This is a genomic window from Burkholderia sp. E168m22, from assembly GCF_001319805.1.
Lineage (GTDB): Bacteria > Pseudomonadota > Gammaproteobacteria > Burkholderiales > Burkholderiaceae > Burkholderia > Burkholderia orbicola.
In genome coordinates, this window is record NZ_BBSK01000044.1 from 1 (window position 1) to 13,424 (window position 13,424).

At 66.1% G+C, this 13,424-nt stretch carries 11 protein-coding genes; 10 read left to right on the forward strand and 1 reads right to left on the reverse strand.

What is annotated here, in order from left to right; all coding sequences use genetic code 11:
- The 5 genes from AP428_RS12165 to AP428_RS12185 form a co-directional block, all read left to right on the forward strand.
- On the forward strand, nt 1-724 hold a 724-nt coding region (locus AP428_RS12165), incomplete at its 5' end, for a DUF3108 domain-containing protein (protein ID WP_156349312.1).
- Nucleotides 725-977: 253 nt separating this feature from the next.
- A complete protein-coding gene (locus AP428_RS12170; protein ID WP_006477667.1) occupies nt 978-1,235 on the forward strand; it encodes a DUF3567 domain-containing protein in 258 nt (85 codons plus the stop codon).
- A 201-nt stretch (nt 1,236-1,436) separates the two neighbouring features.
- The gene (locus AP428_RS12175) at nt 1,437-2,504 is read left to right on the forward strand and encodes a homocysteine S-methyltransferase family protein (RefSeq protein WP_054928089.1); all 1,068 of its coding nucleotides are present in this window, start codon (nt 1,437-1,439) and stop codon (nt 2,502-2,504) included.
- A 29-nt stretch (nt 2,505-2,533) separates the two neighbouring features.
- On the forward strand, nt 2,534-5,263 hold the full coding sequence (metH, locus tag AP428_RS12180) for a methionine synthase (RefSeq protein WP_374104997.1): 2,730 nt from the start codon (nt 2,534-2,536) through the stop codon (nt 5,261-5,263).
- 187 nt (nt 5,264-5,450) lie between these two features.
- On the forward strand, nt 5,451-6,038 hold the full coding sequence (locus AP428_RS12185) for a hypothetical protein (protein ID WP_054928091.1): 588 nt from the start codon (nt 5,451-5,453) through the stop codon (nt 6,036-6,038).
- 314 nt (nt 6,039-6,352) lie between these two features.
- On the opposite strand, the gene AP428_RS12190 is transcribed toward AP428_RS12185, so the two are convergent.
- A complete protein-coding gene (locus AP428_RS12190; RefSeq protein WP_006489103.1) occupies nt 6,353-6,676 on the reverse strand; it encodes a DUF1840 domain-containing protein in 324 nt (107 codons plus the stop codon).
- 200 nt (nt 6,677-6,876) lie between these two features.
- Here AP428_RS12190 and argS point away from each other — a divergent pair, with 200 nt between their 5' ends.
- The 5 genes from argS to AP428_RS12215 all read left to right on the forward strand — a co-directional run bounded on the left by argS (nt 6,877) and on the right by AP428_RS12215 (nt 13,260).
- The gene (argS, locus tag AP428_RS12195; RefSeq protein ID WP_054928092.1) at nt 6,877-8,658 is read left to right on the forward strand and encodes an arginine--tRNA ligase; all 1,782 of its coding nucleotides are present in this window, start codon (nt 6,877-6,879) and stop codon (nt 8,656-8,658) included.
- 120 nt (nt 8,659-8,778) lie between these two features.
- Nucleotides 8,779-9,675 (forward strand): SPOR domain-containing protein, encoded by an 897-nt coding sequence (locus AP428_RS12200; RefSeq protein ID WP_027809035.1) that lies wholly within the window; start codon nt 8,779-8,781, stop codon nt 9,673-9,675.
- Nucleotides 9,676-9,745: 70 nt separating this feature from the next.
- Nucleotides 9,746-10,384: a thiol:disulfide interchange protein DsbA/DsbL gene (locus AP428_RS12205; RefSeq protein WP_011694426.1), complete on the forward strand. Its 639-nt coding sequence runs from the start codon at nt 9,746-9,748 to the stop codon at nt 10,382-10,384.
- Nucleotides 10,385-10,403: 19 nt separating this feature from the next.
- A complete protein-coding gene (locus AP428_RS12210) occupies nt 10,404-11,177 on the forward strand; it encodes an SDR family oxidoreductase (RefSeq protein WP_054928093.1) in 774 nt (257 codons plus the stop codon).
- 478 nt (nt 11,178-11,655) lie between these two features.
- Entirely contained in the window at nt 11,656-13,260 is a 1,605-nt protein-coding gene (locus AP428_RS12215) for an ABC transporter substrate-binding protein (RefSeq protein WP_054928094.1), read from the forward strand.
- Nucleotides 13,261-13,424 lie beyond the last annotated feature (164 nt).

Consider the following 13,424-nt stretch of genomic DNA (forward strand, 5'->3'; position numbering starts at 1 on the left):
GATCCACTGGCGCACCGACGGGCACACGTACGACCTGTCGGTGTCGATGCCCGTGCCGTTCGTCGGCCCGTTCACCTATCGCAGCGAAGGCCGCATCGATGCGTTCGGCGTCGCGCCCGACCGTTACGTCGAGAAGCGCGGCAAGCGGCCGGAAGACATCGCGATCTTCAACCGCGAGATCCGGCAAGTCGTGTTCACGCGCACGCCGAACAACGCGCCGCTGCCCGACGGCGTGCAGGACCGCTTCAGCATGCTGATGCAGTTGTCGGGGCTCGTGCGCGGCAATCCCGCCGCCTACAAGCCGGGCGTCACGCAACAGTTCTTCGTGATCGACAACAACAGCGGCGAGACCTGGCCGATCACCGTGATCGGCGACGAGCAGGTGCAGACGCAGGCCGGCATCATCGCGGCGCGGCACTTCATGCGCCTGCCGCGCCGCGACGGCGACACGCGCCGCATCGACATGTGGCTCGCGCCGTCGCTCGGCTGGCTGCCCGCGCGACTCGTGCAGAGCGAGCCGAACGGGGCGCAGATCGAGCTGCTGTGGCACGGCCGCCTCGTCGCACCGAGCGTGCCTGCCGATGCCGCGCCGTCCGGCGGCGCAACGAACGCGCCTGCCGCGGCTCCGACACCCGATGCATCGCCTGCGCAGCCAGCGGAGCCGGCGCCATCGGCACCGCCCGCGACGATGCAACCACCGGCCTCGTCGACTGTCACACAGTGAACGCGAATGAATGCAGGCCAATCGGCAATTTCGACCGATTACAGATTTCCCGGAAATGGCCGATGACACTCTTTAACAACTATTTCAGTCCACCGGCTCACAATGAGAAACGTTTGATAGACATCGGCTTCTAACCGATACACCCCACGCAACGGGAGAACGGGGTGTGCAGCGCAAGCCCCTTGAAACCGGCAAGGCTTGCCCCACCTAGGGGACAACAAGGCCAGATGCCACTGCGAAGAGGAGTGCCGCCATGCAAATGATCTACAACAGCCCCAACTACTGCGTCGTCGAATTTGCGCCGCAGGCCGGCCATCACCTGATGAATGCCGGCGGATACGAAATCGTCGACAAGAACGCGCAGCGCGAAATCTTCATCGACGGCGAACTTGCCGAACGATTCCGCGCACACGTGAAGCAGCTGATCGAGGATGAACCGTCGCTCGACGAGGTCGACGAATTCCTCGGACAATTCGACAGCCTGATGATGATGCCCGTCGTGCTGCACTGACGAGCGCGGCCCGGCGCGTCACGCGGCCGGGCCATTCGCCGCGCATCGATGCGGCGCCGCGTGCACTCCGATCCTGCCCCCGTCCGGCTCGCCGGCGGGGGCTTTCATTTGGCGGGCCGCCAGGCCGGCACGGCGAGGGCCCGCGCCCCCTTGACGCACCGGCTACAATGACGGTTTTCCGTCTTCGCCGGTCTTCCGCCCATGTCTGCGACTCCTCTCGCCGCTTCCGTCCCGCTCGACGCGCGCTACACGCGCGGCGCCGCCCTGCCCGCGCTGCTGAAATCGCGCATCCTGATCCTCGACGGCGCGATGGGCACGATGATCCAGCGCTACAAGCTCGACGAGGCCGCGTATCGCGGCGAGCGCTTCAAGGATTTCCCGCGCGACATCAAGGGCAACAACGAGCTGCTGTCGCTCACGCAGCCGCAGATCATCCGCGAGATCCACGACCAGTACTTCGCGGCCGGCGCCGACATCGTCGAAACCAACACGTTCGGCGCGACGACCGTCGCGCAGGCCGACTACGGGATGGAAGATCTCGTCGTCGAGATGAACGTCGCATCGGCGAAGCTCGCTCGCGAATCGGCCGCGAAATACGCGACTCGGACCAAGCCGCGCTTCGTCGCCGGCGCGATCGGGCCGACGCCGAAAACGGCCAGCATCTCGCCGGACGTCAACGATCCGGGCGCGCGCAACGTCACGTTCGACGAGCTGCGCACGTCGTACTACCAGCAGGCGAAGGCGCTGCTCGACGGCGGCGTCGACCTGTTCCTCGTCGAGACGATCTTCGACACGCTGAACGCCAAGGCCGCGCTGTTCGCGCTCGACGAGCTGTTCGAGGACACCGGCGAGCGCCTGCCGATCATGATCTCGGGCACCGTCACCGATGCGTCGGGCCGCATTCTGTCGGGCCAGACCGTCGAGGCGTTCTGGAATTCGCTGCGTCACGCGAAGCCGCTCACGTTCGGCCTGAACTGCGCGCTCGGCGCGGCGCTGATGCGCCCGTACATCGCCGAGCTCGCGAAGCTGTGCGACACCTACGTGTCGTGCTACCCGAACGCGGGCCTGCCGAACCCGATGAGCGACACCGGTTTCGACGAAACCCCCGACGTCACGTCGGGCCTGCTGAAGGAATTCGCGCAGGCCGGGCTCGTGAACCTCGCGGGCGGCTGCTGCGGCACGACGCCCGAACACATCGCCGAGATCGCGAAGGCGCTCGCCGACGTGAAGCCGCGCCGCTGGCCGAACCAGTACAGCGACAACGCCTGACCGACCGCCCCACGTCCTTCATCAAAAGAATTCGCACCGCCATGACCGATCACATGATGCGCCTTGCCGGCCTCGAGCCGTTCAACGTCACGCCCGGGACGCTCTTCATCAACGTCGGCGAACGCACCAACGTCACCGGCTCGAAGGCGTTCGCACGGATGATCCTCAACGGCCAGTTCGACGAGGCGCTCGCCGTCGCGCGCCAGCAGGTCGAGAACGGCGCGCAGGTGATCGACATCAACATGGACGAGGCGATGCTCGATTCGAAGGCGGCGATGGTGCGCTTCCTGAACCTGATCGCATCGGAGCCGGACATCGCGCGCGTGCCGATCATGATCGACTCGTCGAAGTGGGAGGTGATCGAAGCCGGCCTCAAGTGCGTGCAGGGCAAGGCGATCGTGAACTCGATCTCGCTGAAGGAAGGCGAGGACGCGTTCCGTCACCACGCGAACCTGATCCGCCGCTACGGCGCGGCCGCGGTCGTGATGGCGTTCGACGAAACCGGCCAGGCCGATACCTACGCACGCAAGACCGAGATCTGCAAGCGCTCGTACGACTTCCTCGTGAACGAAGTCGGCTTCCCGCCCGAAGACATCATCTTCGACCCGAACATCTTCGCGGTCGCGACCGGCATCGAGGAGCACAACAACTACGCGGTCGACTTCATCGAGGCGACCCGCTGGATCAAGCAGAACCTGCCGCACGCAAAGGTGAGCGGCGGCGTGTCGAACGTGTCGTTCTCGTTCCGCGGCAACGACCCGGTGCGCGAGGCGATCCACACCGTGTTCCTGTATCACGCGATCCAGGCCGGGATGGACATGGGCATCGTGAACGCCGGCCAGCTGGGCGTGTACGCCGATCTCGACCCCGAGCTGCGCGAGCGCGTCGAGGACGTGATCCTGAACCGCCGCGACGATTCCACCGATCGCCTGCTGGAGATCGCCGACAAGTTCAAGGCAGGCGGCGCGAAGAAGGAAGAGAACCTCGAGTGGCGCAACCAGCCGGTCGAGAAGCGGCTCTCGCATGCGCTCGTGCACGGCATCACGACCTTCATCGTCGAGGATACCGAGGAAGTGCGCGCGAAGATCGCCGCGGCCGGCGGCCGTCCGATCAACGTGATCGAGGGGCCGCTGATGGACGGGATGAACATCGTCGGCGACCTGTTCGGCCAGGGCAAGATGTTCCTGCCGCAGGTGGTGAAGTCGGCGCGCGTGATGAAGCAGGCGGTCGCGCACCTGATCCCGTTCATCGAGGAAGAAAAGCGCCTGCTCGCGGAAGCGGGCGGCGACGTGCGCGCGAAGGGCAAGATCGTCATCGCGACCGTGAAGGGCGACGTGCACGACATCGGCAAGAACATCGTGTCGGTCGTGCTCCAGTGCAACAACTTCGAAGTGGTCAACATGGGCGTGATGGTCCCGTGCAACGAGATCCTCGCGAAGGCGAAGGTCGAGGGCGCGGACATCATCGGGCTGTCGGGCCTCATCACGCCGAGCCTCGAGGAAATGGCGTACGTCGCGTCCGAAATGCAGCGCGACGACTACTTCCGCGTGAAGAAGATTCCGCTGCTGATCGGCGGCGCCACGACGTCGCGCGTGCACACGGCCGTGAAGATCGCGCCGCACTACGAAGGCCCGGTCGTCTACGTGCCGGATGCGTCGCGCTCGGTGTCGGTCGCGTCGAACCTGCTGTCCGACGAAGGCGCGGCCAAGTATCTCGACGAGCTGAAGTCCGACTACGAACGGATCCGCGACCAGCACGCGAACCGCAAGGCGCAGCCGATGGTCACGCTCGCCGAAGCACGCGCGAACAAGACCAGGATCGACTGGGCCGGCTACCAGCCGGTGAAGCCGAAGTTCATCGGCCGTCGCATGTTCAAGAACTACGACCTGAACGAGCTCGCGAACTACATCGACTGGGGCCCGTTCTTCCAGACCTGGGACCTCGCGGGCCCGTACCCGGCGATCCTGAACGACGAGATCGTCGGCGAATCGGCGCGACGCGTGTTCTCCGATGCGAAGTCGATGCTCGCGCGCCTGATCCAGGGCCGCTGGCTGACCGCGAACGGCGTGATCGCGCTGCTGCCGGCCAATACGGTCAACGACGACGACATCGAGATCTACAGCGACGAGTCGCGCTCGGAAGTGCTGCTCACGTGGCGCAACCTGCGCCAGCAAAGCGTGCGCCCGGTGGTCGACGGCGTGATGCGGCCGAACCGTTCGCTCGCCGACTTCATCGCGCCGAAGGAGTCGGGGGTGGCCGACTACATCGGGATGTTCGCGGTGACGGCCGGCCTCGGCGTCGACGTGAAGGAAAAGCAGTTCGAAGCCGACCACGACGACTACAGCGCGATCATGCTGAAGGCGCTCGCCGACCGTTTCGCGGAAGCGTTCGCCGAAGCGATGCACGCGCGCGTGCGGCGCGAGCTGTGGGGCTATGCGAGCGGCGAGACGCTCGACAACGACGCGCTGATCGCCGAGAAGTACGCGGGCATCCGCCCGGCGCCCGGCTATCCGGCCTGCCCGGACCACCTCGTGAAGCGCGACATGTTCGACGTGCTGCACGCGGACGAGATCGGCATGAGCGTGACGGATTCGCTCGCGATGCTGCCGGCGGCGAGCGTGTCGGGTTTCTATCTCGCGCACCCGGACAGCCGCTACTTCTCGGTCGGCAAAATCGGGCAGGATCAGCTCGAGGACTACGCGCAACGCATGGCGCTGTCGCTGGACGACGCGCGCCGCGCGCTCGCGCCGCAACTGTAACCGCGTCGACTGCGGCGACCCGCCGCTTCCATCGCCACGCGCCCCGATCCAGGGGCGCGTCGCACAACGACTTGATTTATCAGGATAACTAATCTCAATAATCGAGATCGAAGTCCTGCAACGCCGGGCTTTCGGGCCAACGCGCGTGGGCGACATAACGCGCCCTTCTCCCTCAGTTCTTCCTGCCATGTCGACCTTCGAGATCCGGATCACCGAAACGCCAGCGGACAGCGCGAGCCCGTTCCCGCCGACGATCTACCGCGGCGAGCGCTGGGATCTGAGCCATCTGCGTCCGTTGGCATTCACCTGCGATCTGGAAACCGGCTTCGACGTGACGGTTCTGGTCCTGTTCTCCTGCCACTGCTTTACGCGCAGCCTCAAATGGGACGGACGCACCCGCGACACCATTCCGGATGACGAGATCTACGACGATGGCCGCGAAACGCGCGTGCTCTGCGCAGACCGGTACCGCGCGTCACGGGAGCTGCTGCGCGGCGTGATCGTCGGGCTGGCGACGCGCCGGATCGTCGTCGCGGATGAACGGCAACCCAATTTCGTGACGGTGGAAGCGGTCGCATCGGACGGCACGCAACGCGTGTATGCGGTGTTCTTCGAGGTTTCGAAGGACCGGATCAGGAAACGCCGGCTCATCCTGCGCGTACAGTCGGCCTACATGCTGGATGGCGGCCTGAACCGGCGCCAGCGGGAAGCCCGGAAAGTCGCGCTGCGCACGTTGCTGCGAGCAAGCCTCGAAGGCCGCAAGATCCGGGCGTAGAAAAACCAACGGCCGCCTTTCGGCAGCCGTCGCATGCGGGATTCTCTTTCCGTCGTTCGACGAAATACCCACTCCAGGTGGGACCCGGTTGCCCGGGCGGCGCTATGTTTTCGCACCCGCTTTCACATAGTCTTGCGTTGAATTATAAGGGATTTCATCCTTCGGTCAAGGCAGGCGCCGCGCTACCGCCCCGATTTCGCGCACGCCATCCGCTCGACATAAATTTTCATCAGACAAAAGAAAAAGCCCGCTCGAAAGCGGGCTTTTTCCTGTCTGGCGAACCTTTCGATCTGCCAAGCAAGGAAGAAGGAAGCTCAGAAGCCCCAGTGCACGTCGGCCTGGCCGGCCTTCGCTTCGCGCAGCATCGTCAGGAACGGCGCGACGCGTTGCGCCAGGCTCGGCGGCACTTCATGGTGCGCGTGGTCGGCTTCGTCCTCGTGGAAATGGCCGGCGTGCTCGGCGCGCTCCTGCTTCGCCTGCGCGACCGCGCCTTCCAGCTTGGCGATCGCGTGGTCCAGTTCGTCGTGCGTGATCACACCGCGCTCGCCCAGCTGCTTGCCGACGAGACCCAGCACATACACGGCGAAATCCTTCAGCACGTCGAGATCCTGTGCCGCCTTGCTCTTGAACGTAATCATGACAATTCCCTTTTCATCTTGTTGTGCCTGCGCGGCGCGGTTGGGGAACGCCGGCAGACCGGCGTCCGGCCTCGCGGACGCGGGCCGCCTGAGCGGCATATTAGCACCTGTTAAAATTCTGCGATCCCTGAAACGCGCGCTTAAAAAGCGTGCCGGCGGGCCGGCGTTTCCGGCCGCCACCAACGAAGCCTTCTACCAGCATGCTGCCAGCACACAAACAGACCCTCGAAGCCCTGCTCGCGGATAGCGTCAAGCAGGTCGCACACGCGCTGAAAGGCGCCGACGCAGCATTCGTCGCCCCCGCCATCACGCTGGAGCGCCCGAAGGTCGCCGCGCACGGCGACGTCGCGTGCAACGTCGCGATGCAGCTCGCGAAGCCGCTCGGCACGAATCCGCGCCAGCTCGCCGAGCAGATCGTCGCCGCCCTCACCGCGCAGCCGGCCGCGCAAGGCCTCGTCGAAGCCGCCGAGATCGCCGGGCCCGGCTTCATCAACCTGCGCCTGTCGGCCGCCGCGAAACAGGCGGTGATCGCCGCCGTGTTCGAGCAGGGCCGCGCGTTCGGCACGTCGGATCGCGAGAAAGGCAAGCAAGTGTTGCTGGAATTCGTGTCGGCCAACCCGACCGGCCCGCTGCACGTCGGTCACGGCCGTCAGGCCGCGCTCGGCGACGTGCTCGCGAACGTGATCGCGAGCCAGGGCTACGCGGTGCACCGCGAGTTCTACTACAACGACGCGGGCGTGCAGATCGGCAACCTGGCGATCTCGACGCAGGCGCGCGCGCGCGGCCTGAAGCCGGGCGACGCGGGCTGGCCGGAAGCCGCGTACAACGGCGAGTACATCGCCGACATCGCGCGCGACTACCTGAACGGCGAAACGGTCGCCGCATCCGACGGCGAGCCGGTCAAGGGCACGGGCGACGTCGAGGATCTCGACGCGATCCGCAAGTTCGCGGTCACCTACCTGCGTCGCGAGCAGGACATGGATCTGCAGGCGTTCGGCGTGAAGTTCGACCAGTACTACCTCGAGTCGTCGCTGTACAGCGAAGGCCGCGTCGAGAAGACGGTCGACGCGCTGGTCAAGGCCGGCATGACCTACGAGCAGGACGGCGCGCTGTGGCTGCGCACGACCGACGAAGGCGACGACAAGGATCGCGTGATGCGCAAGTCGGACGGCACGTACACGTACTTCGTGCCGGACGTCGCTTACCACGTGACGAAGTGGGAGCGCGGCTTCACGAAGGTGATCAACATCCAGGGTTCGGACCACCACGGCACGATCGCGCGCGTGCGCGCCGGCCTGCAGGGGCTGCATATCGGTATCCCGAAGGGCTATCCCGACTACGTGCTGCACAAGATGGTCACCGTGATGCGCGACGGCCAGGAAGTGAAGATCTCGAAGCGCGCGGGCAGCTACGTGACGGTGCGCGACCTGATCGAATGGTCGGGCGGCGCGGCCGCGGGCCAGGAAGCGGCCCCCGACCTGATCGACGAGGCAACCATCACGCGCGGCCGCGACGCGGTGCGTTTCTTCCTGATCTCGCGCAAGGCCGATACCGAGTTCGTGTTCGACATCGACCTCGCGCTGAAACAGAACGACGAAAACCCGGTCTATTACGTCCAGTACGCGCATGCGCGGATCTGCTCGGTGCTCAACGAACTGAAGTCGCGCTACAACGTCGACGTCGCGCAACTGCCGGGCGCCGACCTGTCGCAGCTGACGAGCACGCAAGCGGCGTCGCTGATGCAGAAGCTGGCCGAGTATCCGGACATGCTCACGCACGCAGCGAACGAGCTGGCACCGCACGCGGTCGCGTTCTACCTACGCGATCTCGCTGGCGAATTCCACTCGTTCTACAATGCGGAGCGCGTGCTGGTCGACGACGAGGCGCCGCGCAATGCGCGCGCCGCGCTGCTCGCCGCGACCCGGCAGGTGCTCGAGAACGGCCTGGCGGTGCTCGGCGTATCCGCGCCCGCCAAGATGTAAGGATGTCAGCGCGGCCCCGAACCGGGCCGCGAATGGCTGCGGCAGCGGCCGCCGTCGGATGCGCGTCGTCGGATACCCGCCGCAGCCTTTTCACGATTCTTTTTGCAGGTGACTCAAGCAATGGCACAACCACGCCGAACTTCGAAGCAGTCGAAACAAGCCGGAGGGACATTTCTTGGAATCGTGCTGGGCCTGATCGTCGGCCTCGCAATCGCCGTGGTGGTGGCGCTCTACATCACGCGTTCGCCGTCGCCGTTCGTGTCGAAAGTCGCGCCGCCGCCGGCCGACAACGGCGCGAGCCAGCCGCAGCAGTTCGACCCGAACCGCGCGCTGCAGGGCAAGACGCCCGGCCAGCCGGTGCCGCAGGCCGCGCAATCGGCGCCGCCGAACACCGCGCCCGGCCAGGCCGCGAACCAGACCCAGGGCGGCCTGCTGCCCGAGCCGCAGATCGTCGAAGTGCCGCCGTCGGGTAACACGAACGGCGCCACCGGCTCGAGCAACACCACCGCGTCGAACACGCCGTCGTCGGGCAACGGCGTCGCCGTCGCGCCGAAGCCGGCCGATACCACGCCGCCGCCGAAGAAGACGCAACAGGCGCAGCAACAGCAGCAAGGCGGCGAGGACGACCTCGCCCGCTTCGCCGCGCAGAAGCAGGCGCAACAAGCCGCCGCGCAAAAGCAGCAGCAACAGCAGCAGGCCGCGAACACGCCGAAGCCGACGTCGTCGGCCGGGGCCGCGGCAGCAGCAGCGGCGAAGCCGCCGACCGCGAACGACGCGAACACCGGCTACTTCCTGCAGGTCGGTGCGTACAAGACGGAAGGCGATGCCGAGCAGCAGCGTGCGCGCCTCGGCTTCCAGGGCTTCGAATCGAAGGTGTCGAAGCGCGACGTCAGTGGCGTGACCTATTTCCGCGTGCGGGTCGGCCCGTTCTCGAAGTTCGAGGATATGAACTCGGCCCGCCAGCGCCTGTCCGATGCAGGTGTCGACACGGCGGTGATCCGCTTCACGAAGCAGTAAGCCAACCGGCCGAGCCCACGCAGAACCCGTTACGTTCCGTAACCCGAGCAACTGATTCGACGTTCACAACATGAAAAAACTGCTTAGCACGCTCCTTCTGTCCCTGGGCCTGGCCGCCGGCCTCGCCCAGGCTTCGCCCGCCGCGCCGGCCGCCGGCAAGGACTTCGAGGTGATGAAGTCGCCGCAGCCGGTATCCGCGCCGGCCGGCAAGGTCGAGGTGATCGAGTTCTTCTGGTACGGCTGCCCGCACTGCTACGAATTCGAGCCGACGATCGAGGCCTGGGTGAAGAAGCAGGGCAACAACATCGACTTCAAGCGCGTGCCGGTCGCATTCCGTGACGATTTCCTCCCGCACTCGAAGCTGTTCTATGCGGTGTCCGCGCTCGGCATCTCCGAGAAGGTCACGCCGGCGATCTTCAACGCGATCCACAAGCAGAAGAACTACCTGCTGACGCCGCAGGCGCAGGCCGACTTCCTGGCCACGCAGGGCGTCGACAAGAAGAAGTTCATGGACGCGTACAACTCGTTCAGCGTGCAGGGCGAGGTGAACCAGTCGGCCAAGCTGCTGAAGGACTACGCGATCGACGGCGTGCCGACGGTCGTCGTCCAGGGCAAGTACAAGACGGGCCCGGCTTACACGAACAGCATCCCGGGTACCGCGCAGGTGCTCGACTTCCTCGTGAAGCAAGTTCAGGACAAGAAGCTCTGATCCCCGTCCGCGCGCCGGCATGACTACTCCGCTGAAGGTCTTCATCACCGGCGCGTCGAGCGGCCTCGGCCTTGCGATGGCCGAGGAATACGCCCGCCAGGGCGCCACGCTCGCCCTCGTCGCGCGACGCACCGATGCACTCGATGCGTTCGCGCGGCGGTTCCCGAAGCTGTCCATCTCCGTCTATTCCGCCGACGTGCGCGACGCCGAGGCGCTCGCGACGGCCGCCGCGTCGTTCATCGCCGCGCACGTCTGCCCCGACGTCGTGATCGCGAACGCGGGCATCAGCCAGGGCGCCGTCACGGGCCAGGGCGATCTCGCGGCGTTCCGCGACGTAATGGACATCAACTACTACGGGATGGTCGCGACGTTCGAGCCGTTCGTCGGCCCGATGACGGCCGCGCGCCACGGCACGCTGGTCGGCGTCGCGAGCGTCGCCGGCGTGCGCGGCCTGCCCGGCTCCGGCGCGTACAGCGCGTCGAAATCGGCCGCGATCAAGTATCTGGAAGCGCTGCGCGTCGAGCTGCGCCCGGCCGGCGTCGGCGTCGTGACGATCGCGCCCGGCTACATCCGCACGCCGATGACCGCGCACAACCCGTACCGGATGCCGTTCCTGATGGACGCCGATCGCTTCGCCGCGCGTGCGGCACGCGCGATCGCCCGGCAGCACGCATTCCGCGTGATTCCGTGGCAGATGGGCGTCGTCGCGAAGGTGCTGCACGTGCTGCCGCGCTGGCTGTACGACCGCCTGTTCGAAAAGGCGCCGCGCAAGCCGAAGGCCGGCGCGCACTGAGCGCGTCGTGGATCCCGGCGCACGTCTCGCGCCGGGGCGCGGCTTGATCGCCGCGGTCGGATCGCGCGGAGCCGAGCGGATTCCCGCCCTCCTGCGTTTCTGCGTTTCTGCGTTCTTGCGTTCTTGCGTTCCCGCGTTCCGGACTCCGTGGCGCACCACATGTCACGCATCGCTGGCGCGATCGTATCTGTTTCGTCGCTCGAGTCGCGCCACGCATGTGCTCAGCGCCTCGCGTTCGACCGCCGTCTCGGCGCCGTTGCCTCGCGCATCGCTCTTGACCTGCCCACACCGCCGCCCCAACACGCATTCCGTCGCGAACGCAGCCGTTTTTCGGTCAATTCACCGCGTTCCGGCGCCTTTTTTCGCGCGTCGCACGCTTTGACGGTATGCTATTCGCCAGCCGCGTCGGCCCTGCCCGCTTCCGGGCCGCGCCTGCCTCCGTCATTCAGCGAAAAACACACGCCACGTGGGAGATCCTATGCACGTCAAGCTGTTCGCCGCGGCCGCCGTGGCCACGGCCCTCGCCGCCCTTGCCGTCCCCGGCCTCGCCGCCGCCAAGCCGCTCACCGTCTGCACGGAATCGAGCCCGGACGGCTTCGACGTCGTGCAGTACAACTCGCTCGTCACGACCAACGCATCGGCCGACGTGATCTTCAACACACTCGTGTCCTACGACGAAGCCGCGAAGAAGGTCGTGCCCGCGCTCGCGGACAAATGGGAAGCGAGCGCCGACGGCCTCACGTACACGTTCCACCTGCGCCCGAACGTCGCGTTCCAGACCACCGACTATTTCAAGCCGGGCCGTGCGCTGAACGCGGACGATGTCGTGTTCACGTTCACGCGGATGCTCGACGATGCGAATCCGTGGCACAAGGTGGCCGGCGCGAGCGGCTTTCCGCACGCGCAGTCGATGGGCCTCGTGAAGCTCGTGAAGTCGGTCACGAAGGTCGACGACAGCACGGTGAAATTCGTGCTGAACGAGCCGAACGCGACCTTCGTGCCGATCCTGACGATGGGCTTCGCGTCGATCTACTCGGCCGAATACGCGGACCAGCTGCTGAAGGCCGGCAAGCAGGCCGACCTGAACGCGAAGCCGGTCGGCACCGGCCCGTTCGTGCTGAAGAGCTACACGAAGGACGCGCTGATCCGCTACGACGCGAATCCGACGTACTGGGGCGCGAAGCCGAAGGTCGACCGGCTGATCTACGCGATCACGCCCGACCCGTCGGTGCGCCTGCAGAAGGTGAAGGCCGGCGAATGCCAGATCGCGCTGTCGCCGAAGCCGCAGGACGTGCTCGCCGCGAAAGGCGAAAGCGCGCTGAAGGTCGTGCAAACGCCCGCGTTCATGACCGCGTTCGTCGCGCTGAACACGCAGAAGAAGCCGCTCGACAACGACAAGGTGCGCGAGGCGCTGAACCTCGCGTTCGACCGCGCGACCTACCTGAAGGTCGTGTTCGACAACACCGCGACGGCCGCGAACAACCCGTATCCGCCGAATACGTGGAGCTATGCGAAGGACGTCGCGCCGTATGCGTACGATCCCGCGAAGGCGAAGCAGTTGCTCGCGCAGGCAGGCTTCCCGAACGGCTTCTCGACCACCATCTGGACGCGCCCGACCGGCAGCGTGCTGAACCCGAACCCGAAGGTCGGCGCGGAACTGCTGCAGGCCGACCTCGCGAAGATCGGCGTGAAGGCCGAGGTGAAGGTGATCGAATGGGGCGAGCTGATCAAGCAGGCGAAGCTCGGCCAGCATGACATGCTGTTCATGGGCTGGGCCGGCGACAACGGCGATCCGGACAACTACCTGTCGCCGCTGTTCAGCTGTAATGCGGTGAAGTCGGGCATCAACTTCGCGCGCTTCTGCGATGCGCAGCTCGACAAGCTGATCGCCGACGGCAAGTCGACCGCCGACCAAGCCAAGCGCGCGAAGCTCTATGAAAGCGCGCAGAAGATCATCCACGACCAGGCGCTGTGGATCCCGCTCGGCTACCCGACCGCGGCCGCGTTGACGCGCACGAACGTGAGCGGCTATCACGTGAGTCCGTTCGGACGGCAGAACTTCACGACGGTCGCCATGCAGTAACCGTGCGTGGCGCGCAAGCGACGGCGTGCACGCCGCTCGCTTGCGGCCCGCGCGCCGCGCTTGCTACACTGCGCGCCTGTTCCTCATACCGGACGCCAGCCAAAGTGAACCACTAAGCCTTCCCGAAATGTTTTCGCCGCCCGTGCCACGCACGCCGCGCGCGA